Here is a 22,181-nt window from a genome sequence, read left to right as displayed (position 1 = left end):
TGTTCTGCGCTACACTTCCGACATGCGCTGGATTGTTGCGGCATTGATGGTAATCTCGGGCGGGGCCGCAGCGCAGGAGCGACGGCCGAGCCATTGTATCGCCATCGCGGATGCTGCGCCTGGTATCGAGTATGTTCACAAGGCCGCCTGGCAAGACCCGATCCCGGACTACTCGGTGCGGATCAGCTATATCGCGCATGCTTCGTTTCTGATCCAGACACAGGGCGGGTTGAATGCGGTGACCGATTTCACCGGCTTCATTGGCAGCGCTGATCTGATCCCTGACGTGGTCACCATGAATCACGCGCACAGTACTCATTGGACGGCCCATCCCGACCCGGCCATTCCGCATGTTTTACCCGGTTGGGGAGAGTTCGGGCAGGGAATTGAGCATCACCTCGATCTGGGCGAGATGTTGGTGCGCAATGTCTCGACCGATATCCGATCCCCCTATGGCGGGGTCGAAGAACGCGGCAATTCGATCTTTGTGTTTGAAATTGAAGGCCTGTGCATCGGTCATCTCGGCCACCTGCACCACGTGCCTTCGGACGAACAGTTCGCGGCCTTGGGGCGGCTGGATGTGGTGATGGCTGCGGTGGATGGCGGTACGACCATGCCTCTGCCCGACATGATCTCGGTTTTGAAGCGGTTGAAAAGCTCGGTCATCATACCGATGCACTGGTTTTCCGGCTTTTCGCTGGATCGGTTTCTGGTCGATATCCGAAATGATTTTCCGGTCGAACGTGACGGTGTCTCGGAACTGGTTGTTTCGCTGCAGACACTGCCGGATCGGCCCACGGTCGTGGTGCTGGAGCCGCGCTATCTGATTGAATTGGAATAGGGCTTGTGGGGACAGGGCCGCTTGGGCAAGGAATAGGTATGACACTGAATCCTGCCGATGAGACCCTTGCCAACCTGATCCGGGCCGACTTGGGCGACGATATCCTGCGCCCTGTCACCGATCGCTACCTGGAAGAACCGCGCCGCCGATTTTCCGGACATGCGGGGTTGCTCGCTCTGCCGCGAACGGTTGAGGAGGTGTTGGCGCTGGTGCGGCTGGCCTCGGACGCGCGGGTGCCTGTGGTTCCCTACGGTGGGGGCACCGGGCTGGTCGGCGGGCAGGTCATGCCCGACGGGCCTGCGCCGCTATTGATCTCGCTCGAGCGGATGACGGCGATCCGTGCGGTGTATCCGACTGAGAATATTCTGATCGCTGAGGCGGGCGCGATTCTGGCTGATGTGCAGGCCGCCGCTGAGGATGCCAACCGGCTGTTCCCGCTGGCGTTGGCGGCGCAGGGGTCGTGCCGGATCGGTGGCAACCTCGCCACCAATGCGGGCGGGGTGAATGTGCTGCGCTATGGCAATGCGCGTGATCTGTGTCTGGGGCTTGAGGCGGTTTTACCGAATGGTGAGATTTGGCATGGGCTCAGCCGGTTGCGCAAGGACAACACCGGCTATGACCTGCGCGACCTTCTGGTCGGCTCCGAGGGCACGCTGGGGATCATCACGGCGGCGTCGCTGCATCTGTTTCCGCGACCCGATGCGGTGGGGACTGCGATGGTGCAGGTCGCCTCGCCGCAAGCGGCGATCGAGTTGCTGGCGCTGGCACGGGATCAGTTGGGGGACGGGATCAGCACATTTGAACTGATCCACCGGCAAGGTCTGCAGTTCCTGACTGAGGTGCTGCCGGATGTGCGACAACCCTTTACGACCCAGCCCGAATGGTGCGTGCTCATCGAATTGGGGCTGTTTTCCGGGCAATCACCGTCAGAGGCACTGGAAACGCTCTACGCCGCAGCGAACGAGGCTGGCCTCGTTGACGATGCGGTCATCGCGCAGAGCGAGGCGCAGCGCATGGACCTCTGGGCCGTTCGCGAGCGCATCCCCGAGGCGAACCGCTTGATCGGGTCGGTGTCGAGCCACGACATTTCGGTCCCGATCTCGCGAATTCCTGAGTTTATTGTTCGCGGCGCCGAGGTGGTGGCGGCGCTTGGCCCGTTCCGTATCAACTGCTTTGGGCATCTGGGGGACGGCAATCTGCATTACAACGTGTTCCCGCCGCTTGGTCATGACCGCTCGGAGTTCGATGGGCAAAGGCAGGCTGTAAAACACGCTGTGCATGACCTGGTTCACGCGTTTGACGGTTCTGTCAGTGCCGAGCACGGGGTCGGGCGGCTCAAGACCGGCGATCTGGAAAGATATGGGGATGCGACAAAGCTGGCGGCCATGCGCGCCATCAAAACCGCGCTAGACCCTTTGGGGATCATGAATCCGGGCGCGGTTTTGAGGTAAAGACGCGGCCCTTGGATGTGTCGGGCCGCGACGGGGCGATTATGAGCCCGGCAGGATGACCTTGTCGATGACGTGGATCACGCCGTTCGAAGTCTCAATATCCGCCTGAACAACGTTAGCATCATTCACCATTACACCGTTGTCCAGATCGATAGTGATATCTCCACCCTGAACCGTGGCGGCTGTCATGTCGTCTGACAAATCACCCGACATCACTTTGCCCGGCACCACATGATAGGTCAGAACCGCGACCAACTGATCCTTGTTCTCGGGCATCAGGAGTGTTTCCACTGTGCCTTCTGGCAGGGCGGCAAACGCCTCGTCCGTGGGGGCGAAGACGGTGAATGGGCCCTCGCCTTTCAGCGTGTCCACCAGATCAGCGGCCTGAACAGCGGCAACGAGGGTTTCAAAGCTGCCAGCACCGACAGCGGTGTCAACAATGTCTTTGTTGTCGCCAGCAAAGGCGGTAGGGGCAAGCAGAGCGCTGGTCACGCCAGCAATAGCGAGTTTGCGAAACATGATACAATTCCCTTGTTCGAATGCCTCATCCGGCATCAACAGGGGTACGGATGACCCTCGCAAAAAGATCACTGAATGTGTCTATGGGATCGGGTTGATATTGGGCTTCATCGCGCTAAGCCTGAGCCTGCCCGGTTTTCCACTCACAATCTTGTGAACGCAGGGCGCTTACAGCCCTTCGAACTCGCACAGAATATGTACGTCCATGCCCATCTCTTCCAGCACCTTGCGACCGCCCAGTTCCGGCAGGTCGATGATGAAGGAGCACGAGACGATCTCACCGCCCAGCCGCTCGATCAGCTTGATCCCGGCGGCGGCGGTGCCCCCGGTGGCCAACAGGTCATCGACGACCAGGATTTTCTCGCCCGGTTGGATGGCGTCATCGTGGATCTCCACGATGGCCTCGCCGTATTCCAGCTTATAATCTTGGCTGATCGTGGTGCCGGGCAGCTTGCCCTTTTTGCGGATCGGGACAAAGCCGACGCTCAGTTGGTGGGCAATCGCGCCGCCAAGGATGAAACCGCGGGCCTCAAGGCCGACGACCTTGTCGATCTGTTCTCCCGCATAGGGGTGCAGCATCTGGTCGATCGCCATACGGAACCCGCGCGGATCGGCGAACAGGGTGGTGACGTCCCGGAACATGATCCCTTCATGCGGGAAATCAACGATGGTTCGGATGTAATCCTTGACCGACTTGTTTCTGGACATGGCCAACCCCTTTGGCGTCAAAACACGCGGGCGTGTTTGGCCCATTGGGGTCAGCCTTGCAAGGAAAGATTACCGCCGCCTTACTTGCGACGTTGCGAAACAGAGTTCGGCAGGCTTTTGTACCGATAGAGCGCGGCAGGCAGCCACGAAAGATGCGGTTTGCGCCAGTTGCGCTGGTCTCGCAAAAGAAATGCCTGAGCAGCATGAAGGTTCATTGCCATATTCCTTTTTTATTGTTAGGTGCTCGATAACTACAATTTCTATGCGATGTATATACATTGCATCGCTTGGAGAATCAAGTGTTCGACGGGGAAAAGAACGTGTCAAAGAAAGACGGAAAAGGTTCTACCAAGAAAAACAGTCAGTTGGTCTTGCGTCTGGACAAGGATGAGCGCGACGCTTTTGTCGAACTTTGCAAGGAACTGGATACCTCAGCCGCACGGGAAATCCGACGGTTCATCCGTGGTTTCATGAAGGAACACGCTGAGGATTGATCCTCAGGCCGGGCGGCGCAGGACGGCGGTCGCAACCCCCATTCCGATCAACGTCAGCCCTCCGAACCGGGTCATCGCGGTGATGACACTGGCACGTCCGATCATCCGGCGCAGCCTGTCCGCCAGCAGCGCATAGGCCAGCGCGTTCAGCCAGGCGAGGCCGACGAAGGTAGCGATCAGGATGGCGAATTGTGGGCCCAAAGGGTCCGCCGGGCGCAGAAACTGCGGCACGAAGGCAATGAAGAACGCGATGGATTTCGGGTTCAGCGCAGTGACGGCGGCGGCGTGGCCAAAGACACTGTGGGCGGTGACGTCGCGGCCGGTTTCCACTGTCTGCAATCCGCCCGAAGGCGCACTGCGCAACAATTTGAGGCCCAGCCACACCAGATAGGCCGCACCCACCCATTTCAAAACGGAAAACAACGTCGCCGAGGCCAGTACCAGCGCGCCCAAGCCCAGCAGCGATGCGGTCATGGCCACGAGATCCCCCACCGCGACCCCGGAGGCCGAGGCCACGGCAACACTGCGACCTTTCGACAGGGCATAGCTGAGCACCAGCAGTACGGTCGGTCCGGGGATCAGCAGCAAGGCGGTTGATGCGGCCACAAAGGCCAGCCAAAGGTCGATGGACATGGGGGTTCCTGTGTTTATCTTCTCACCAAGCCCCGATGCGGCGGCAACGTCAAGCCCTTCGTGGATTGCTTAGGTTTCTGTTTCAGGTGAACTCACAGAGAGTATCAAGGTGCGTGTCCAGATGAACCGTCTAATAAAAAGTCCGAGCCGTGCAGGTTAAAGATTGAATTAAGGCTTGTGCATCTTCCTTGAAACTCGCACCCGGTTTCCCAAACTAAGAGGCACCAGGGGATCGGAGGCGAAAAATGACGCAGCTACATCCAGATCACATCGGAACATTTTCGAAACCCGCCCGGTCGAGAGCCTGGCCGGTAAGGCGTGTGTTGATCCTCTTGGTCCTGATCGGGGGTGCGCTATACGCCGGGATACTTGGGTATATGTACGCAAACCAGAACGCGCTGCTGTACAAACCGTCCGGGGAACTGCCCGATCCCAGGGCTGTTGGGCTGGCCGATGTGGATGTGATCTCGGTTCCCATGTCCGACGGCGTGGTGCTGACCGCATGGTCCGCTCCGCCGGCCATCGAGGACGCACCGACGGTTCTGTTCTTTCATGGTCAAAGCGGCAATCTGGGCGACCGGGCCGATCGTATGCGCGAAATCCTCAACAGCGGTTTTGGCCTTCTTGCGCCCAGCTATCGCGGTTTCCCAGGCAGCGAGGGCGAGCCCTCGGAACTGGCATTGATCTCGGATGGGCTGCAGTTGTTCGACCGGTTGGAGGCTGAAGGCGCCGAAATCGTCCTGCACGGCCAGAGCCTCGGGACGGGTGTTGCGGCTGCGGTGGCCGAAGAGCGCCCCAACGCGCAGTTGCTTGTGCTTGAGGCGCCGTTTACCGCCACCGTGGATGTGGCAGCCGAGCGCTATCCGTTCCTGCCGGTCTCCGCCCTGATGAGGGATCAGTTCGCCACCCGTGACTTGATCGACAGCATCACTGTGCCGACCCTGATTTTCCACGGGACCGAGGACGAGACCATCCCGTTGCATCATGGTGAGGCGCTCGCGGCGATGTCAGGGGACACCGCCCAGTTGCACGTTATCCCCGGCGGAACCCATAACGACCTCTGGTCGCATGGGCTTTGGGCCGAGGTGCAAGGCGCGCTGGGGCAATAGCCAGATCAGAGAATCCGACCGGCAACCGCATCCAATTTGGCCAGCAACGCTGGGTCGCGTTTTTCCGGTGCAGTCAGGATGGCGTATTCCAGCGCGCGGTCGCAGCCATGCGGGCAGGGTGCGCGCTCGGCTCCCAACAGATCGGGCAGGCCTTTAACCAGAGCCCGGCCTTTCTCGGCATTGCCGGTCAGAGTGGCAATGATGGCGGCCACGTCGACCTCTCCGTGGTCAGGATGCCAGCTGTCGTAATCGGTGACCATGGCGATCGAGGCATAACAAAGCTCAGCTTCGCGGGCGAGTTTCGCTTCGGGCATGTTGGTCATGCCTATCACGTCGCAGCCCCATTGTTCGCGGTACATCTTGGACTCGGCCAAGGACGAGAACTGCGGTCCTTCCATAGCCAGATAGGTTCCGCCGCGGTGAATGGTGATACCCGCCGCCTTGCCCGCGGTTTCACAGGCGTCCGACAGACGTGGGCAGGTTGGATGGGCGACGCTGACATGGGCAACGCAACCGGTGCCGAAAAAGCTCTTTTCACGCGCGAATGTCCTATCGATGAACTGATCGACGATCACGAAATCCCCCGGTGCCATATGCTCGCGGAATGACCCACAGGCAGATACCGAGATCGCATCCGTTACCCCCAGCCGTTTCAGCGCGTCGATATTGGCGCGATAGGGCACCTCGGTCGGCGAATGCACATGACCGCGCCCGTGACGCGGCAGGAAGGCCATGGCCACGCCATTCAGCGTTCCGGTCAGGATTTGGTCCGAAGGATCGCCCCACGGGGTTTCCACCGTGACCCACTCCGCGTTCTCCAGCCCGTCGATCTCGTAAATACCTGATCCACCGATGATGGCGATTTTGGTCTGGGTCATGGCTGCTCTCCGCATGAAAAAATCCGTTGAGGAATTTCTGCGGGGCGGCAGAGGATTTGGCAAGTGGCTTCAACGGTTTGTGTTGGGTACTGGTTCGGTATGCGCCTTGTGCATACCAGGGTCCCGCCTGACGCGGTATCTCCGGCGGGGTTTGACCGCTACAAGGCCCCTTTCGCGCGAACAAAACAGACCGACAGGACCGTCCCATGCCCCGAGCCATGCTGGCAAGCTTTGCCAATCGTATAGCCAAGCCCGATTTGCGTTGGGTGCCGGACGAGGGGTTGACCGCCTCGCGTCTGCGGATCGAGCTGCTGTCCGGTCTGACCGTGGCGCTGGCACTGGTTCCTGAGGCGGTGGCTTTTGCCTTTGTTGCTGGGGTGCATCCGCTGGTCGGTCTCTACGCGGCCTTCATGGTCGGTCTGATTACCGCGCTGATTGGCGGCCGTCCGGGCATGATTTCGGGCGCAACCGGGGCGTTGGCCGTGGTGATGGTGGCGCTGGTCGCTGAACATGGGGTCGAATACCTGTTCGCAACCGTAGTGCTGATGGGCATCCTGCAGGTGATTGCCGGGGCTATGCACTGGGGTCGCTTCATCCGTCTGGTGCCGCATCCGGTGATGCTGGGCTTTGTGAACGGTCTGGCGATTGTGATTTTCCTGGCGCAGATGGGGCAGTTCAAGGTGCCGGGCACCATGGAAAATACCGGCCACGGCGTAGGTGGCGGTGAATGGCTCTCGGGCATGCAGCTCTATACCATGCTGGGGCTGGTAGCGCTGACCATGGCGGTGATCTGGGTCATGCCGCGTATCACGCGCATCGTTCCTGCGCCTCTGGCTGGTATTCTGGTTGTGGCTGCGCTGGTGATCGGCTTTGGGCTGGACGTGCCGCGCGTTGGCGACCTGGCCTCGATCGAGGGCGGACTGCCCGCCTTCCACATCCCGATGGTGCCGCTGAACTGGGAAACCTTTGAGATCATCCTGCCCTACGCCGTGATTCTGGCCGCTATCGGCCTGATTGAATCGCTGCTGACCCTAAACCTTGTAGGGGAAATCACCGGCAAGCGCGGCGGAGCCTCGCAAGAGTGTATCGCACAGGGCGTCGCAAACGTGGCCACCGGTTTCTTTGGCGGTATGGGCGGTTGCGCGATGATCGGTCAGTCGATGATCAACGTGAAGTCCGGCGGTCGTACGCGCATTGCAGGTATCGCGGCGGCGCTGTTCCTGCTGATCTTCATCCTGTTCGCTTCACCGCTGATCGAGCAAATCCCGCTGGCCGCGCTGGTCGGGGTGATGTTCATGGTGGTCATCGGAACCTTTGCCTGGAACTCGTTCAAAATCCTGCGCAAAGTGCCGCTGACCGATGCGTTCGTGATCGTTCTGGTTACCGTTGTAACCGTGATGGAGGACCTGGCGGTTGCCGTGGTCGTCGGTGTTATCGTCTCGGCGCTGGCTTATGCGTGGAACAATGCCAAGCGTATTCACGCCGTTACTCGCGAGTCGTCGACTGAAAAGGGTGCCAAGGTCTATGAGATTCAAGGCCCACTGTTCTTTGGCTCATCTGACGGTTTCGTCGAGCTTTTCGACATACCAAATGATCCAGAAACAGTGATCGTGGATTTTGCCGAAAGCCGCGTTGTCGATCAGTCGGCGCTGCAGGCGATTGAAAACATCGCCGCCAAATACGAAGCCGCAGGTAAACGCGTCATGCTGCGCCACCTCAGCCGTGATTGCCACAAGCTGCTGAATAAGGCCGGTCACCTGATGGTCGATAGCGATGATGACCCGGATTACGAACTGGCCGTGGACTACTCGGTCCGTACCGGCATTTTGGGCGGCCACTGACATATTGGAAAGGCGGCCCGAGGGTCGCCTTTCAATTTGGTGCCAGTCGTTCCAGCCTATCGATATCCCCGGATAAAAGGGCGCTTTCGGCGGCTCCAACTTCTTGTGGTGGCCAGTCCCACCAGCCAAGTTCCTCCAGTCTGGCAATCACATCCGCTTCAAAACGGAAACGCCGCACCTCTGCGGGGTTTCCCGTGACGATTGCGTAAGGTGGGATATCACCTCGGACAACCGATCCGGCACCAATGATTGATCCGTTGCCGATCCGGGCTCCGGGCAGAATCAATGCGCCATATCCGATCCATACGTCATGCCCGATGATCGTATCCCGCGTGTCGGGTTGGTATCCCGACATCCTGTCCGGATCGAAGACAGGAAAAGGAAAACAGGTCAGTCCCGCCATCGCGTGATTGGCCGAAGATGTAATGAACCGAACGCCATGAGCAATCTGGCAAAATTTGCCCAGGATCAGTTTTTCCTTAGAAAACGGAAACAGATAAGGAGCCAGCCGTGCCCCCCAATCCTCGGGCGGGTCAAAGTCTGATGCGTAGCTGAACGCCCCGGCCTCAAACCGTGGATGATCGACTGCCTCGGACAAGAACACCGTGCCCTTGTGGTCGGTCCCATCGGGCAGGGTAACCGGGTATCTGCGATGAGGGTCAGGGAGTGGCATCAGTCGTCAGGCCTGGACAGGCTGAATAGCTCGGTCACAACTGAATAGTCGCGATATCCAAGCCGGGCCAGCGGCTGGAAGGACGTGACGTCAAAAATTCCGTCCTTCAGGCAATCATCCCGCAGGTGAACACCGGTGACTTCGCCAAACACGACACGATTTGATTCTCCTGGCAGAGTAACAATCTGCGTCAGCTTGCATTCCAGTGCAGCTGGAGCGCCTTCAACTCGGGCGCACGGAATAGTCTCGCATTCGACCGGTGTCAGACCGGCGTGATCGAATTCGTCGTGATGTTTGGGCAGGCCTGCGGAACTGGCATTCATCGCGTCCCGATGCGCATGAGCAACCACATTCACACAGAACACGCCGGTCGCCTCGATATTCGACACACTGTCCTTGCCACTATCCTGATCATGCTTGGTGCCGGTTGATGCAAACATCACTTGCGGCGGCGTGTAGGCGACCCCGTTGAAAAAGGAATAGGGGGCCAGATTGTTGATCCCCTCGGGGCTGCGTGTGGATATCCAACCGATCGGCCGCGGCGTGATGACAGCGTTGAAGGGGTTGTGTGGCAGGCCGTGGCCGTCTTCGGGGCGGTAGAACATATGATCTCCAAGCGTTTGCCCAAGGCGTACCGAAGTGCTAGTGCGAATGCCAGCAAGGAAAAGAGGGCTGGGGTGCAGCAGTTCGGGATCAGGCCGGAAGAGCCGGAGGATTGGTGGGAAGTCGAAGCCCTTTATGACCTGTGCTTTGCGCCGGGGCGCGAGGCGCTGTCCTCTTATCGTCTGCGCGATGATGTGCCGCCAGTGGCCGGGATGTCTCTGGTGGCGCGGGACGGGCAGGGCATTCTCGCCGGTGCGATCCGGTTCTGGCCAGTTCATGTTGGCGAACACGATGCGCTGTTGTTGGGACCGGTGGCCGTGCACCCAACTCATCAGGGCGAAGGTTTGGGCGGATTTCTGATCCACGAAGGCATCGAAGCTGGCCGCACATTGGGGTGGGAACGCGTCATGTTGGTCGGTGATGCGCCCTATTACGCCCGGTTTGGTTTTTCCCGTCTCAGCGGGATTGAGATGCCACCGCCCACCAACCCGGACCGTGTTTTGGGGCTGGAATTGTCGCCCGGCGTTTGGGACGGCGTCCGAGGGCCAGTGACCCGCTGGAGCCGCTGAACTATTGAAACCGCGGGCATAAACCCCGATGTCTAAAGGGCAGGAGGGTGTTTATGCAGGACGTGGTTCTTGTCGAAAAACTGGATGCCGAGGCCGAATTGGACCGTTTGGCCGGGTATTACAGGACGGCCGGTGGACCGGGTGTCAAATTGTTGAACAGCCTGGGCGGGTCGGCTGAATCCTTGTTGGAGCAATTGCCCGAACCGATCAGGCAGGGTCTGACAGGTGCGACGGAACAGGCCCTGTGGCTGGCGATGCACGCGGCGGAAGGGTCGCGTCGCGCTGTTCCCGATCAGCGCCCCTGGGTCAACACCGCTGTGACCACCGCTATGGGCGCGGCGGGCGGCTTGGGCGGTGTTTCTACCGCTCTGATGGAGCTACCGGCGACTACTGCGATGCTGCTGCGCTCGATACAGGGTGCCGCGGCGCGCGAAGGGTTTGATCCGTCCGAAGAAGGCGTGAAATTCGACTGCGTGCGCGTTCTGTCGGCAGCCGGGCCTTTGTCCAAGGACGATGGCGCTGATCTTGGGTTCTTTTCCGTCAGGCTGACGCTGACCGGCCCGGCCATGCAAAAGCTGGTCGCAGCGGTTGCCCCCCGCCTGTCTGTCGTGCTGGGGCAGAAACTGGCGGCGCAGTCCGTGCCGGTGCTGGGGGCGATTGCAGGGGGCGGCACGAACTATGTCTACACGCGCTATTACCAGCAGATCGCCCGTGTGCATTTTGGGCTACGGAGATTGGCGATCGATGCGGACATCCCGCATGATGATCTGGTGCGAAAGCTGGCGGCGCGTATGTGATCCAAGGCCAAGGGCTTGGAGAAAAACGCTTTATATGGTATCCGTTATCCGAGGGCCCGCTAAATAAGCAAAAAACTGCGGGAAAACAGGCAAGGATTCCAATTGAAAGGCGGCTAGCGTGATTGACGCCAGACTTGCGCCATATGTTTCGCGAAAGACCCGGCATCTGCCGGTGCGGCAGCAATCGGCCGCGCTGTGCTATCGCATCGAAAAGGGGCGCACCGAAGTTCTGCTGATCACCACACGTAAATCCCATCGCTGGATCATTCCCAAGGGATGGCTGATCGACGGTTTGACCCCGTCCGAGACAGCCCTTCAGGAAGCATGGGAAGAGGCCGGTATTCGCGGTCTCTGCGACACGAAAACGATGGGGCGGTTCCATTACCAGAAATTCCGCCCAAAAAAGGGGCCTGTATTGTGCGCCGTGGATGTATTTCCGCTATTGGTGCAATCGGTCTCATCGCGCTTTCCCGAATGCAGGCAACGGGACAGAAAGTGGTATTCACCGAAAAAGGCGGCCCAAAAGGTCAATTCCCGCGAATTGGCAATATTGTTACGAAAGCTTGAGCCTGTTAGGCACTGAGTTGTCGCTGGAGGGGCTTGATCTTGCCATGTCCCACGGTATCTATTCGACAACCGACATTTGGACGGACCATGATTCAGTACGCATTGAAGTGTAGCAACGGCCACACGTTTGACAGTTGGTTTCAATCGGCCGCCGCTTACGACAAACTGGCATCCTCGGGCATGGTGACATGCGCCGTTTGCGGGTGTTTGGAAGTCGAAAAAGCCATCATGACACCACGCGTCCGTCCGGCCCGCAACGCCGAGGCGCGGCCGTTGGCGCCGATGCCAGAGGCGGACACGATAGATGTGGCGGCACCGGCCCCCGATGTCGAAAAGGTGCTGACCGAGCTGCGCCGTAAGGTCGAAGAAAACTCGGACTATGTCGGCAAGGATTTCGCCAGCGAGGCGCGCAAGATTCATCTGGGAGACGCCCCCGAACGGGCGATCTATGGTGAGGCCAAGCCGGAAGAGGCTCAGGCCTTAATTGATGATGGGGTGCCGGTGGCTCCGCTTCCGTTTGTTCCCAGCAGAAAGACCAACTGACACATGCATGTTGTGATCACTGGCGCCGGTCGTGGGATCGGCAGAACGCTGGCGGATCACTATCGGGCGCGGGGCGACGCGCTGACCGGCACTGCGCGGGACGGGTCTGCGCAAGTGGTCCTGGATGTCGCTGACCCGTCGCAACATGCTGATTTGGCAGCGCATTTGGAAGTCCAGCCGGTTGACCTGCTGATCTGCAATGCCGGGGTCTATCTAGACAAGGGACAGGGCATCGACGGCTATCCGGCCGACATGTGGGCGCAGAGCTTTGCCACCAATGTCACCGGCGTGTTCCTGACCGTTCAGGCCTTGCTGCCCAACCTGCGCGCAGCGCGCGGAAAGATCGTGATTTTATCTTCGCAAATGGCGTCACACACGCGGGCGCCTGGCGGTAGCTATATCTACCGCGCATCAAAGGCTGCGGCACTGAATCTGGGGCGAAATCTGGCCACTGACTTGCGCGCAGACGGGATCGCCGTCGGCATTTATCATCCCGGATGGGTCAAGACCGAAATGGGCGGGCCGGCTGCCGAGATCACCTCGGATCAGGCCGCAGAGGGCCTGATCGAGCGGTTCGACGCGTTATCACTGGACACCACCGGCTGTTTCGAAACCTGGGACGGTCGCCCCCACGCTTATTGACGGATCAGCGCGGCTGAGGGGATTTCGTAAACCTCATCCGGGTCGATGAAAACCACAGTCAGGTCGCCGCGCGTTTCGTGGCTGATCTTTGAGGGCGAGCTGCTGGACGTTGGGACGCCATCGGTGAAGTAGATGCTGCGCACCTCGCCTGCGCCCAACGACACGGCCAGCGTGGTGGTGCCATCGTCATGGTGGCGAAGCTCGGCATGACAGCTGCTCAGAGGTTCACCACCCGCGGCGCAGGGCACCGTGCCCAAGGCATTCTTGCCGTCGGTTGCGGCCAGTGTGGCAACTTGCGCAAAAGCGGGTGAAGACAGCAGCAGGGCTGCGATGGCAAGGCGGAGCATGGAAAACCTCTTGGAAAATTTGTCGCCTAAGGCTGACACCCCCACTGCCGGATGTAAAGCGGCCCCATGCGGCATTCGGGGCGGTTTTGAACCCTTGCCCTTAGGGCCCCCCTCGCATAAGACGCACGGGATCTGAATTCCAAGGCGCGGAGAGACCACCCCCATGCCCTTACTCGTTATGAAATTCGGTGGCACATCGGTTGCCAACCTTGACCGCATCCGTCGCGCAGCCAAACGCATCGGTGTCGAGGTGGCCAAGGGCTATGACGTGATCGTCATCGTTTCGGCCATGTCCGGCAAGACCAACGAACTGGTCGGCTGGGTCGACGAGACCTCTCCACTGTATGACGCGCGCGAATATGATGCCGTGGTGTCTTCGGGTGAAAACGTGACCGCTGGCCTGATGGCGCTGACGCTGCAGGAAATGGATATCCCGGCGCGCAGCTGGCAGGGCTGGCAGGTGCCGTTGAAAACCACCAGCGCCCACAGCCAGGCCCGGATCGAGGAAATCCCGACCGAGAACCTGAACCAGAAGTTCGGCGAAGGCATGAAGGTGGCTGTTGTTGCGGGCTTCCAGGGCATCAGCCCCGAAGGCCGCATCACCACGCTGGGACGCGGTGGTTCGGACACGACTGCGGTTGCATTTGCGGCCGCGTTCGGTGCCGAGCGCTGCGATATCTATACGGACGTGGACGGTGTTTACACGACCGACCCGCGCATCTGTGAAAAGGCCCGCAAGCTGGACCGCATTTCGTTCGAGGAAATGCTCGAACTGGCCTCGTTGGGGGCCAAGGTGCTGCAGACCCGCTCGGTCGAGCTGGCGATGCGCTATAAGGTGAAACTGCGCGTTCTCTCAAGTTTCGAAGAACAATCCGACGAGGCCGGTACGCTGGTCGTTGACGAGGAGGATATCATGGAATCCAATGTCGTGGCCGGTGTGGCCTATTCCCGTGACGAAGCCAAGATGACCGTCGTATCGGTGGCGGACCGCCCCGGTATCGCCTCGACCATCTTTACCGCACTCAGCGATGAGGGCGTGAACGTCGACATGATCGTGCAGAACATCTCGGACGAAGGGCGCACGGATATGACGTTCTCTTGCCCAACCGATCAGGTAGCGCGGGCGGAAAAAGCCCTGCTGGCAATCAAGGACGCGGGCGAGTTGAACTATGCTGAACTGGTGGCCGATACCGATGTCTGCAAGGTGTCGGTGGTGGGCATCGGGATGCGGTCTCAGTCCGGTGTTGCGGCCAAAATGTTCAAGATCCTCTCGGATGAGGGGATCAACATCAAGGTCATCACAACCTCTGAGATTAAAATTTCCGTCCTTGTCGACAGGAAATACATGGAACTTGCGGTTCAGGCACTGCATGATGCCTTTGAACTGGACAAGGCGGCCTGAGCATCTCAGCCAAGGGTTTCGCCTGACACACTAAATTGGTTGGGCCATGGCGGACGGCACCGAAACAGAATCCCGCAAGCTGCTGGGGCGGCTGCGCGAAGAGATGGCGAGCGAAGCCGCCGGTCAGGAGCGTCTTGACCGGATCACCAGCCTGATTGCGGACAGCATCCGGGCAGAGGTCTGCTCGATCTATCTGTTCCGCGATGAGGATACGCTGGAGCTGTGCGCCACCGAAGGTCTGGCACCAGAAGCGGTGCATAAGACCCGGATGCGCATGGGCGAGGGGCTGGTGGGTCGCGTCGCCCAATCCGGCAAGGTCGTGAACACGGCAGATGCGCCGTCGGCCAAGGGTTTCCGTTATATGCCGGAAACCGGGGAAGAGCGGTTCTCGTCCTTCCTTGGCGTGCCGGTTCAGCGTCTGGGCGAAAAGCTGGGCGTTCTTGTGGTTCAGTCCCGCGAGGCGCGCGAATTTTCCGCGGATGAGGTCTATGCGCTGGAAGTGGTCGCCATGGTTCTGGCCGAGATGGCCGAGCTTGGCGCTTTTGTCGGTGAGGGCGCGGCCCTGTCGCCGCTGCACCAGCAATCGGTGCAGTTGAGCGGTGGTCCGGCGCAAGAAGGATCAGCCGAGGGCCATGTCTGGCTGCATGAACCGCGCGTCGTGGTGACCAACCCCATCGCCGAAGACCCGCGTCGTGAACTTGAACGTCTGAACGAGGCGGTGGAAGAACTGCGCGTAGGCGTCGACAAGATGCTGGAAATCTCGCGAGGGGCCGACAAGGAACAGCTTCAGGTTCTGGAAGCCTATCGCATGTTCGCCAATTCCAAAGGCTGGATGCGGCGGATGGAAGAGGACATCGCCCGCGGCCTCAGCGCTGAAGCCGCGGTCGAGAAAGAGCAATCGCAGGCCCGCGCCCGCATGGGTCAGGTGACCGATCCCTATTTGCGTGAACGACTGGCCGATCTGGACGACCTGTCCAACCGGTTGCTGCGTATTCTGACCGGGCAGGGCAAAACCGATGGGGCCGACCTGCCGCCCGATCCGATCCTGATCGCCCGCAATATCGGCCCCGGTGATCTATTGGAATACGGCCGGTCGCTGAGAGGTATCGTTCTTGAGGAAGGCTCGGTCGGTAGCCACGCCACCATTGTCGCCCGTGCACTGGCGATTCCGCTGGTTGTTCATGTGGGCCGCATCACCACTGAGGCGTTGAACGGCGACCACATCCTGGTCGATGGTGATCATGGTGTCGTGCATCTGCGCCCCGAAGATACCGTGGTCAGCGCCTTCCGCGACAAGATCGCCATGCAGGCCAAGGCGCAGGAGCGTTATGCTTCGATCCGCGAAACCCCGACCGTTACGCGGGATGGGGAACGGATCAATCTGGTGATGAATGCGGGCCTGATGGCTGATCTGCCCTCGCTGGGCAATTCCGGGGCCGAAGGCGTTGGCCTGTTTCGGACCGAGTTGCAGTTCCTGATCCGCAACCAGATGCCGAAACGGTCGGAATTGGTGGCGCAATATCAGCGGGTTCTGGATGCGGCCGGGGACAAACGCGTGGTGTTCCGGACGCTGGATATCGGCTCGGACAAGGTTTTGCCCTATATGAAACACGTGGCCGAACCGAACCCGGCTCTGGGTTGGCGCGCGATTCGCGTCGGGCTGGACAAGCGTGGCGTGATGCGGATGCAGTTGCAGGCCCTGCTGCGCGCTGCCAATGGTCGGCCGTTGACGATCATGTTCCCCTTCGTGGCGCAGGCCGACGAATTCCGCGAGGCGAAATGGGAGGTCAACAAGACCATCGAGCGCGAAAAGCGCCTTGGTCACGTCCTGCCCGAGACGATCGAAGTCGGCGCGATGCTGGAAACGCCGTCACTTGCCTTTGCGCCGCAGAAGTTTTTTGACGAGGTCGATTTCGTCTCGATCGGCGGCAACGACCTGAAGCAATTCTTCTTTGCCGCCGACCGCGAGAATGAACTGGTGCGTCGCCGCTACGATACGCTGAACGTCAGCTTTCTAAGTTTCATCGAGCGGATCGTTGAACGCTGCAACATCTCGGATACGCCGCTGTCCTTCTGCGGTGAGGATGCAGGTCGCCCGGTCGAGGCGCTGTGCCTGGCCGCAATGGGCATTCGGTCGCTGTCGATGCGTCCGGCTTCGATTGGTCCAGTCAAAAGCCTTCTTTTACGGGCTGACCTGCAATCGCTGCGCAAGATTATCGCCGACGCGCGCCACCGAGGAGAGCAGTCTGTACGCCCCGCCGTCATGGACTGGCTGCGCAATCAGAGCTGATTTTCCAAATCCGGACTTGCTTTCTGCATCCGCATTGCCTATTCAAACCGCAAATGTTAGCGATAACATAACCCATGTCACAGGCACCAGAACTGGGATGCTATGGTGGCTCAGGTGAAAACTGAAGGAGCCCGTCGATGGTTTCACGCGTAATTCCGGTCAACCCGTTCGATCTGGTGTTGTTCGGCGCCACTGGCGATCTGGCACAGCGCAAGATTTTGCCGGGCCTCTATCATCGTTTCGAAGTGGGCCAGATGCCCGAAGACGCCCGGATCATTGGCACTGCCCGGTCGGATATGGACAGCGACACGTTTCGTGAACAGATCCGCGCCTCGATGAAGGAATTCGCGCCCAAGTTCAAAAGGGACGTGCTGGATCAATTCCTGAGCCGGGTCGAATACGTTCCGGTTGATGCGATGGGCGAGGCGGGCTGGTCCGATTTTGCCAAGTCTCTGCGCCCTGATGTGGTGCGCGCCTTCTATTTGTCTGTTGGTCCCAGCCTGTTCTCAGGCATTGCGCAGCGACTGCATGATCACGGGCTTGCCACGCCGGACAGCCGCATCGTGGTGGAAAAACCTTTCGGGCATGATCTGGCCTCGGCCAAGGCGTTGAACGAGGGTCTGCGCGCCTGTTTCGAAGAGCATCAGATTTACCGGATCGATCACTATCTGGGTAAAGAAACAGTGCAGAACCTGATGGCCCTGCGTTTTGCCAATTCGCTGTTCGAACCGCTGTGGAACTCGACCCATATCGACCATGTGCAGATCACCGTGGCTGAAACCGTCAGCGTCGAGGGGCGCGGGGGGTATTACGATCAATCCGGCGCCATGCGGGACATGATCCAGAACCATCTTGTGCAGCTTCTGTGCCTGACGGCGATGGAGCCGCCCTCGAAATTTGCACCGAACGCTGTGCGGGACGAAAAGGTCAAGGTGATCGAGGCGCTGGAACAAGTAGAGCCCAAAGACATTGCGCGTGGTCAGTATCGCGCCGAACATGGTCAAGGCGGTTATGTCGATCACGTCGGCAATCCCGCCAGCCGGACCGAGAGCTTCATTGCCCTCAAGGTTCATCTGGGCAACTGGCGCTGGGCCGGGGTGCCATTCTATCTGCGCACCGGCAAACGCCTGCGGGCACGTGAATCCGAGATTGCGGTGTTCTTCCGCGATCCCCCACATACGATTTTCCCAAATGTCGGCCCGTTGCACGGCAACGTGCTGGTTATCCGCCTGCAACCGGATGAAGGCATCACTCTACGCACCACGATCAAAGATCCTGGCCCGGGCGGTTTCCGCCTGTCCGATGTGGCGCTGGACATGAGCTTTGCCGACGCGCTGGGCGCTGAATCCAGTGCGCCGGACGCCTATGAGCGGCTGGTGATGGATGTGATCCGCGGCGATCAGACCCTGTTCATGCGCGGGGACGAGGCCGAGGCGGCTTGGGCCTGGGTCGATCCCATCATTCAGGGCTGGGAAGAGCGGGGCGATCGCCCGGCGCGGTACGATCAGGGCAGTTCAGGCCCAGAAGAAGCATTGATGCTGATGCATCGCGACGGTCGCCGCTGGCGTCAGATCGGAGGTTAACTATGGTTCATTCTGTTATCACCGACGTCACCCAACGGATTATCGAGCGCAGCGCCGACCTGCGCGGGCCTCACATAGAGCGGATGGAGCAAGCCCGGTCAAAGGGGCCGGCGCGCGCGCACCTGTCCTGTAGTGGTCAGGCCCATGCCTATGCCGGTGCAGGGCAAGATCAGCAGTCGATGGCGACGGGTACGGCCGGGAATTTGGGCATTGTCACCTCGTATAACGATATGCTTTCGGCCCACCAACCGTTCGAGCGCTACCCCGGCCTGATCCGTGATGCGATCCGCGCGGCGGGTGGCACCGCACAGGTCGCAGGTGGCGTGCCCGCCATGTGCGACGGCGTCACGCAGGGTGAGGCGGGGATGGAGCTTTCGCTGTTCTCTCGCGACGTGATCGCTTTGGCGACCGGAGTGGCGCTGAGCCACAACACCTATGATGCGGCCGTGTTCCTTGGCGTGTGCGACAAGATCGTGCCCGGCCTTATCATCGGTGCGCAGGCGTTCGGGCATCTGCCTGCCGTCTTCCTGCCCGCTGGCCCGATGACCAGCGGGTTGCCGAACGATGAAAAGGCCAAGGTCCGTCAGAAATTCGCCGCCGGAGAGGTGGGGCGCGACGAGCTGATGAAAGCGGAAATGGCCGCCTATCACGGCCCCGGCACCTGTACCTTCTACGGCACCGCCAACACCAACCAAATGCTAATGGAGTTCATGGGCCTGCATCTGCCGGGCTCCAGTTTTGTTAACCCCAACACCCCGCTTCGGGATGCGCTGACGCAAGAGGGCGCTCGCCGTGCCCTGTCTCTCAGCGCGTTGGGCAATGATTACACGCCGGTCTATCAGGTGCTGGACGAGCGCGCCTTTGTGAACGGTATCGTCGGTTTGATGGCCACGGGTGGCTCGACCAACCTGTTGATCCACCTGATCGCCATGGCGCGCGCAGGCGGGATCGTGCTGGATTGGGAGGATTTTTCGGACATCTCCGCCGTAGTACCCCTGATCGCGCGGGTCTATCCCAACGGTCTGGCGGACGTGAACCATTTCCACGCGGCTGGCGGCCTTGGCTACTGCATCGGTACGCTGCTTGAGGATGGCTTGCTGCATCCCGACACGCTGACCGTGGCGGGGCAGGGCCTGCACAACTACACCAAGGAGCCCAAACTGAAGGGCGGCGAACTGACTTGGGAAGAGGGCGCAGGCCACAGCCTGAACGACAAGATCGTGCGCCCCGCCAAAGATCCGTTCCAACCCACCGGCGGCCTGTCGCGCCTAACCGGCAATCTGGGCACCGCTGTCATGAAGGTCTCGGCCGTGGCCCCCGAACATCAGGTGGTTGAGGCGCCCGTGCGCGTGTTCCACGATCAGGACGAAGTCAAAGCCGCCTTCAAGGCCGGAGAGTTCACCGACGACGTCATCGTTGTCGTCCGTTTTCAGGGCCCCAAGGCCAACGGTATGCCGGAGCTGCACTCGCTGACGCCGATGCTGTCGATCCTGCAGGGCCGGGGGCAGAAAGTGGCGCTGGTCACCGATGGCCGCATGTCCGGCGCGTCGGGCAAGGTTCCCGCCGCGATCCATGTCTGCCCCGAAGCGCTGGAGGGTGGCCCGATCGCCTACTTGCAAGACGGTGATCTATTGCGCGTTGATGCGGTGACAGGCGATCTGGAAATCCTTACCCCGGGTGTGCTGGATCGCGCTCCTGTCACCGCCGATCTGTCTGCCAACCAACACGGCACTGGTCGCGACTTGTTTGCCGCTTTCCGCAATAACGTCGGTTCCGCCGACGCTGGCGCCAGCATTTTCGGAGCATAATCCTCATGACAAAAACCCAACGTACCCGTGAAATCTGCGCCCTTGCGCCGATTGTGCCTGTTCTGGTCGTCGATGACGCTGAACACGCCCGCCCTCTGGCCGAGGCGCTGGTCGCCGGTGGGCTGCCCGCGTTGGAGGTCACGCTGCGTACGCCTGCTGCGCTGGATGTGATCCGCGAGATGGCGCAGGTGACCGGCGGAGTCGTTGGGGCAGGCACGCTGGTTACCCCTAAGGACGTCCGCGCCGCCAAAGAGGCGGGCGCGCAGTTCGGTGTCTCCCCCGGTGCGACCGACGCACTAATCGCGGCCTGTGAGGCGGAAGGTCTGCCTTTGCTGCCCGGAGCGGCCACGGCGAGCGAGGCGATGCGCCTGCTGGAACAGGGCTATGACATGCTGAAATTCTTCCCGGCCGAGGCATCGGGTGGCGCGCCTGCGTTGAAAGCCATCGGAGCGCCATTGCCGCAGATCACGTTCTGCCCGACCGGTGGCGTCTCGCCCGCGAATGCGAAAGATTACCTGTCGCTGTCAAACGTGGTCTGCGCCGGAGGCAGCTGGGTTGCACCCAAGCAGATGGTTCTGGACGGCGATTGGGCCGGGATCGAAGCACTTGCCCGTGAGGCGGCCAAGCTGGCGGATTGACGCCACCTATTGCGGCGTTAGGGTGGGGGCAATTCAAACAGGTTGACCCCATGACAAACCCAATTTCTCTCGCGCAGGGGCGTGAGTATCTGGCTATTCCCGGCCCGTCGGTCATGCCCGATGCGGTTTTGCAGGCCATGCACCGCCCGTCGCCCAATATCTATGACGGCGAACTGATCGAGATGATGCCTGCCCTGACCCGCGACCTGCGCCGCGTGGCCCGGACAGAACATCACGTCGCCATCTACATCTCCAACGGTCACGGTACGTGGGAAGCCGCGCTGTCCAACGTGATCGCTCCGGGGGAAACCGTGCTGGCCCCGGCCTCGGGCCGGTTCACCCATGGCTGGGCCGAGATGGCCGAAGGAATTGGCGCCAAGGTCGAACTGATTGATTTCGGTACGTCCTCACCGTGGGATATGGAGCGCATTGCAGACGCCCTGCGCGCGGATACCGGACACCGGATCAAAGCGGTTCTGGCGGTGCATGTGGATACCTCCAGCTCGATCCGCAACGACATCCCGGCGCTCAGGGCGCTGTTGGATGACCTGGACCACCCGGCGCTGTTAATGGCAGACTGCATCGCTTCGCTGGGGTGCGACCGGTTTGAGATGGATGTCTGGGGCGTCGATGTCATGGTCACCGCTTGCCAAAAAGGTCTGATGACTCCGGCAGGCGTCGGGTTCGCGTTCTTCAACGACAAAGCGCAGGCCAAACGGGCCGAGATGCCGCGTGTGTCTCAGTACTGGGACTGGCAGCCGCGGGCAAAGCCGGAACTGTTCTACCAGTATTTCAACGGCACCGCCCCGACGCATCACCTGTACGGCCTGCGCGCCGCCTTGGACCTGATCCACGCAGAAGGCATCGAACGTGTCTGGACCCGCCACGAACGCCTTGCCACTGCAATCTGGACCGCCTGTGAAACCTGGGCAGAAGGCGGTGCGCTGCAGTTGAACGTCGCCGACCGTGCCCATCGCAGCCACGCGGTCACCACTCTGCGCCTGACGGATGAGCGTGGTACGCCATTGCGCCAATTCACCGAGACACAGATGGGTCTGACTCTGGGCATCGGTCTTGGCATGGAGGACTGGAACGGCTTTTTCCGTCTCGGTCATATGGGCCACGTGAACGGTCAAATGGTGATGGCAATATTGGGGGGCATGGAGACCGCTATGGCCGCCCAGAACATCCCGCGCGGCAAAGGCGCGCTTGAGGCCGCAGCGGCCGTTCTATCCCAATAAACGA

24 protein-coding genes are annotated in these 22,181 nt (G+C 60.4%); 16 read left to right on the top strand and 8 right to left on the bottom strand.

Annotation, left to right across the window (positions count from 1 at the left end):
* Window positions 1–22: 22 nt before the first annotated feature.
* Window positions 23–841, top strand: a complete 819-nt coding sequence (locus tag ACR0KW_RS07125) for an MBL fold metallo-hydrolase (protein WP_480804370.1) — start codon at window positions 23–25, stop codon at window positions 839–841.
* Between the two features lie 38 nt (window positions 842–879).
* Window positions 880–2,292, top strand: coding sequence for an FAD-binding oxidoreductase (locus ACR0KW_RS07120; RefSeq protein WP_480804369.1), 1,413 nt, complete (start codon window positions 880–882; stop codon window positions 2,290–2,292).
* A 39-nt stretch (window positions 2,293–2,331) separates the two neighbouring features.
* Here ACR0KW_RS07120 and ACR0KW_RS07115 read toward each other — a convergent pair whose 3' ends face one another.
* From ACR0KW_RS07115 to ACR0KW_RS07105, 3 genes are all read right to left on the bottom strand, one after another.
* The gene (locus ACR0KW_RS07115) at window positions 2,332–2,811 is read right to left on the bottom strand and encodes a fasciclin domain-containing protein (protein WP_170326871.1); all 480 of its coding nucleotides are present in this window, start codon (window positions 2,809–2,811) and stop codon (window positions 2,332–2,334) included.
* Between the two features lie 168 nt (window positions 2,812–2,979).
* Window positions 2,980–3,519, bottom strand: coding sequence for an adenine phosphoribosyltransferase (locus tag ACR0KW_RS07110; protein WP_170326870.1), 540 nt, complete (start codon window positions 3,517–3,519; stop codon window positions 2,980–2,982).
* An 80-nt stretch (window positions 3,520–3,599) separates the two neighbouring features.
* The gene (locus tag ACR0KW_RS07105) at window positions 3,600–3,734 is read right to left on the bottom strand and encodes a hypothetical protein (protein ID WP_302477135.1); all 135 of its coding nucleotides are present in this window, start codon (window positions 3,732–3,734) and stop codon (window positions 3,600–3,602) included.
* A gap of 105 nt (window positions 3,735–3,839) precedes the next feature.
* Between ACR0KW_RS07105 and ACR0KW_RS07100 the strand changes: the two genes are divergently transcribed.
* The gene (locus ACR0KW_RS07100; RefSeq protein ID WP_480804368.1) at window positions 3,840–4,013 is read left to right on the top strand and encodes a hypothetical protein; all 174 of its coding nucleotides are present in this window, start codon (window positions 3,840–3,842) and stop codon (window positions 4,011–4,013) included.
* A gap of 3 nt (window positions 4,014–4,016) precedes the next feature.
* Here ACR0KW_RS07100 and ACR0KW_RS07095 read toward each other — a convergent pair whose 3' ends face one another.
* Complete coding sequence (locus tag ACR0KW_RS07095; protein ID WP_480804367.1) at window positions 4,017–4,646, bottom strand: LysE family translocator; 630 nt, start codon at window positions 4,644–4,646, stop codon at window positions 4,017–4,019.
* Window positions 4,647–4,891: 245 nt separating this feature from the next.
* Here ACR0KW_RS07095 and ACR0KW_RS07090 point away from each other — a divergent pair, with 245 nt between their 5' ends.
* A complete protein-coding gene (locus tag ACR0KW_RS07090; protein ID WP_480804366.1) occupies window positions 4,892–5,755 on the top strand; it encodes an alpha/beta hydrolase in 864 nt (287 codons plus the stop codon).
* Between the two features lie 5 nt (window positions 5,756–5,760).
* On the opposite strand, the gene ACR0KW_RS07085 is transcribed toward ACR0KW_RS07090, so the two are convergent.
* Complete coding sequence (locus ACR0KW_RS07085; protein ID WP_480804365.1) at window positions 5,761–6,633, bottom strand: S-methyl-5'-thioadenosine phosphorylase; 873 nt, start codon at window positions 6,631–6,633, stop codon at window positions 5,761–5,763.
* 206 nt (window positions 6,634–6,839) lie between these two features.
* Here ACR0KW_RS07085 and ACR0KW_RS07080 point away from each other — a divergent pair, with 206 nt between their 5' ends.
* Entirely contained in the window at window positions 6,840–8,474 is a 1,635-nt protein-coding gene (locus tag ACR0KW_RS07080; RefSeq protein ID WP_480804364.1) for a SulP family inorganic anion transporter, read from the top strand.
* A 31-nt stretch (window positions 8,475–8,505) separates the two neighbouring features.
* Here ACR0KW_RS07080 and ACR0KW_RS07075 read toward each other — a convergent pair whose 3' ends face one another.
* Both ACR0KW_RS07075 and ACR0KW_RS07070 read right to left on the bottom strand, forming a co-directional pair.
* On the bottom strand, window positions 8,506–9,147 hold the full coding sequence (locus ACR0KW_RS07075) for a CatB-related O-acetyltransferase (RefSeq protein ID WP_480804363.1): 642 nt from the start codon (window positions 9,145–9,147) through the stop codon (window positions 8,506–8,508).
* Complete coding sequence (locus tag ACR0KW_RS07070) at window positions 9,147–9,752, bottom strand: flavin reductase family protein (protein WP_480804362.1); 606 nt, start codon at window positions 9,750–9,752, stop codon at window positions 9,147–9,149. The genes ACR0KW_RS07075 and ACR0KW_RS07070 overlap by 1 nt, the downstream gene beginning before the upstream one ends.
* A 72-nt stretch (window positions 9,753–9,824) precedes the next feature.
* On the opposite strand from ACR0KW_RS07070, the gene ACR0KW_RS07065 reads away from it, so the two are divergent.
* From ACR0KW_RS07065 to ACR0KW_RS07045, 5 genes are all read left to right on the top strand, one after another.
* Window positions 9,825–10,319, top strand: coding sequence for a GNAT family N-acetyltransferase (locus tag ACR0KW_RS07065; protein WP_480804361.1), 495 nt, complete (start codon window positions 9,825–9,827; stop codon window positions 10,317–10,319).
* A gap of 53 nt (window positions 10,320–10,372) precedes the next feature.
* On the top strand, window positions 10,373–11,116 hold the full coding sequence (locus ACR0KW_RS07060; RefSeq protein WP_480804360.1) for an EcsC family protein: 744 nt from the start codon (window positions 10,373–10,375) through the stop codon (window positions 11,114–11,116).
* 118 nt (window positions 11,117–11,234) lie between these two features.
* A complete protein-coding gene (locus ACR0KW_RS07055) occupies window positions 11,235–11,699 on the top strand; it encodes an NUDIX hydrolase (protein WP_480804359.1) in 465 nt (154 codons plus the stop codon).
* A 71-nt stretch (window positions 11,700–11,770) separates the two neighbouring features.
* Window positions 11,771–12,226: a DUF1178 family protein gene (locus ACR0KW_RS07050; protein ID WP_480804358.1), complete on the top strand. Its 456-nt coding sequence runs from the start codon at window positions 11,771–11,773 to the stop codon at window positions 12,224–12,226.
* 3 nt (window positions 12,227–12,229) lie between these two features.
* A complete protein-coding gene (locus ACR0KW_RS07045) occupies window positions 12,230–12,868 on the top strand; it encodes an SDR family NAD(P)-dependent oxidoreductase (protein WP_480804357.1) in 639 nt (212 codons plus the stop codon).
* Here ACR0KW_RS07045 and ACR0KW_RS07040 read toward each other — a convergent pair.
* Window positions 12,862–13,215, bottom strand: coding sequence for a hypothetical protein (locus tag ACR0KW_RS07040; protein ID WP_480804356.1), 354 nt, complete (start codon window positions 13,213–13,215; stop codon window positions 12,862–12,864). The two genes, ACR0KW_RS07045 and ACR0KW_RS07040, sit on opposite strands and share 7 nt — an antisense overlap.
* A 163-nt stretch (window positions 13,216–13,378) precedes the next feature.
* On the opposite strand from ACR0KW_RS07040, the gene ACR0KW_RS07035 reads away from it, so the two are divergent.
* From ACR0KW_RS07035 to ACR0KW_RS07010, 6 genes are all read left to right on the top strand, one after another.
* Entirely contained in the window at window positions 13,379–14,617 is a 1,239-nt protein-coding gene (locus ACR0KW_RS07035) for an aspartate kinase (protein ID WP_480804355.1), read from the top strand.
* Window positions 14,618–14,663: 46 nt separating this feature from the next.
* A complete protein-coding gene (gene ptsP / locus ACR0KW_RS07030) occupies window positions 14,664–16,907 on the top strand; it encodes a phosphoenolpyruvate--protein phosphotransferase (protein WP_480804354.1) in 2,244 nt (747 codons plus the stop codon).
* A gap of 137 nt (window positions 16,908–17,044) precedes the next feature.
* Complete coding sequence (gene zwf, locus ACR0KW_RS07025) at window positions 17,045–18,490, top strand: glucose-6-phosphate dehydrogenase (protein WP_480804353.1); 1,446 nt, start codon at window positions 17,045–17,047, stop codon at window positions 18,488–18,490.
* 2 nt (window positions 18,491–18,492) lie between these two features.
* Window positions 18,493–20,298 (top strand): phosphogluconate dehydratase, encoded by a 1,806-nt coding sequence (gene edd, locus ACR0KW_RS07020; protein WP_480804352.1) that lies wholly within the window; start codon window positions 18,493–18,495, stop codon window positions 20,296–20,298.
* A gap of 5 nt (window positions 20,299–20,303) precedes the next feature.
* Window positions 20,304–20,936: a bifunctional 4-hydroxy-2-oxoglutarate aldolase/2-dehydro-3-deoxy-phosphogluconate aldolase gene (locus tag ACR0KW_RS07015; RefSeq protein ID WP_480804351.1), complete on the top strand. Its 633-nt coding sequence runs from the start codon at window positions 20,304–20,306 to the stop codon at window positions 20,934–20,936.
* A gap of 50 nt (window positions 20,937–20,986) precedes the next feature.
* Entirely contained in the window at window positions 20,987–22,177 is a 1,191-nt protein-coding gene (locus ACR0KW_RS07010; protein ID WP_480804350.1) for a pyridoxal-phosphate-dependent aminotransferase family protein, read from the top strand.
* Window positions 22,178–22,181: the final 4 nt, after the last annotated feature.

The organism is Ruegeria sp. CG11 (genome assembly GCF_056537245.1).
Note: the sequence above shows the minus strand (reverse complement) of the source record. Positions and strands in the feature narration are given on the sequence as shown.

Coding starts and splice junctions, on each gene's coding strand:
- ACR0KW_RS07080 (WP_480804364.1), top strand. CDS start 6,840: ATGCCCCGAGCCATGCTGGCAAGCTTTGCCAATCGTATAGCCAAGCCC.
- ACR0KW_RS07070 (WP_480804362.1), bottom strand. CDS start 9,752: ATGTTCTACCGCCCCGAAGACGGCCACGGCCTGCCACACAACCCCTTC.
- ACR0KW_RS07115 (WP_170326871.1), bottom strand. CDS start 2,811: ATGTTTCGCAAACTCGCTATTGCTGGCGTGACCAGCGCTCTGCTTGCC.
- ACR0KW_RS07075 (WP_480804363.1), bottom strand. CDS start 9,147: ATGCCACTCCCTGACCCTCATCGCAGATACCCGGTTACCCTGCCCGAT.
- ACR0KW_RS07105 (WP_302477135.1), bottom strand. CDS start 3,734: ATGAACCTTCATGCTGCTCAGGCATTTCTTTTGCGAGACCAGCGCAAC.
- ACR0KW_RS07035 (WP_480804355.1), top strand. CDS start 13,379: ATGCCCTTACTCGTTATGAAATTCGGTGGCACATCGGTTGCCAACCTT.
- ACR0KW_RS07045 (WP_480804357.1), top strand. CDS start 12,230: ATGCATGTTGTGATCACTGGCGCCGGTCGTGGGATCGGCAGAACGCTG.
- ACR0KW_RS07110 (WP_170326870.1), bottom strand. CDS start 3,519: ATGTCCAGAAACAAGTCGGTCAAGGATTACATCCGAACCATCGTTGAT.
- ACR0KW_RS07120 (WP_480804369.1), top strand. CDS start 880: ATGACACTGAATCCTGCCGATGAGACCCTTGCCAACCTGATCCGGGCC.
- ACR0KW_RS07015 (WP_480804351.1), top strand. CDS start 20,304: ATGACAAAAACCCAACGTACCCGTGAAATCTGCGCCCTTGCGCCGATT.
- ACR0KW_RS07060 (WP_480804360.1), top strand. CDS start 10,373: ATGCAGGACGTGGTTCTTGTCGAAAAACTGGATGCCGAGGCCGAATTG.
- ACR0KW_RS07090 (WP_480804366.1), top strand. CDS start 4,892: ATGACGCAGCTACATCCAGATCACATCGGAACATTTTCGAAACCCGCC.
- ACR0KW_RS07095 (WP_480804367.1), bottom strand. CDS start 4,646: ATGTCCATCGACCTTTGGCTGGCCTTTGTGGCCGCATCAACCGCCTTG.
- zwf (WP_480804353.1), top strand. CDS start 17,045: ATGGTTTCACGCGTAATTCCGGTCAACCCGTTCGATCTGGTGTTGTTC.
- edd (WP_480804352.1), top strand. CDS start 18,493: ATGGTTCATTCTGTTATCACCGACGTCACCCAACGGATTATCGAGCGC.
- ACR0KW_RS07050 (WP_480804358.1), top strand. CDS start 11,771: ATGATTCAGTACGCATTGAAGTGTAGCAACGGCCACACGTTTGACAGT.
- ACR0KW_RS07010 (WP_480804350.1), top strand. CDS start 20,987: ATGACAAACCCAATTTCTCTCGCGCAGGGGCGTGAGTATCTGGCTATT.
- ACR0KW_RS07040 (WP_480804356.1), bottom strand. CDS start 13,215: ATGCTCCGCCTTGCCATCGCAGCCCTGCTGCTGTCTTCACCCGCTTTT.
- ACR0KW_RS07085 (WP_480804365.1), bottom strand. CDS start 6,633: ATGACCCAGACCAAAATCGCCATCATCGGTGGATCAGGTATTTACGAG.
- ACR0KW_RS07125 (WP_480804370.1), top strand. CDS start 23: ATGCGCTGGATTGTTGCGGCATTGATGGTAATCTCGGGCGGGGCCGCA.
- ptsP (WP_480804354.1), top strand. CDS start 14,664: ATGGCGGACGGCACCGAAACAGAATCCCGCAAGCTGCTGGGGCGGCTG.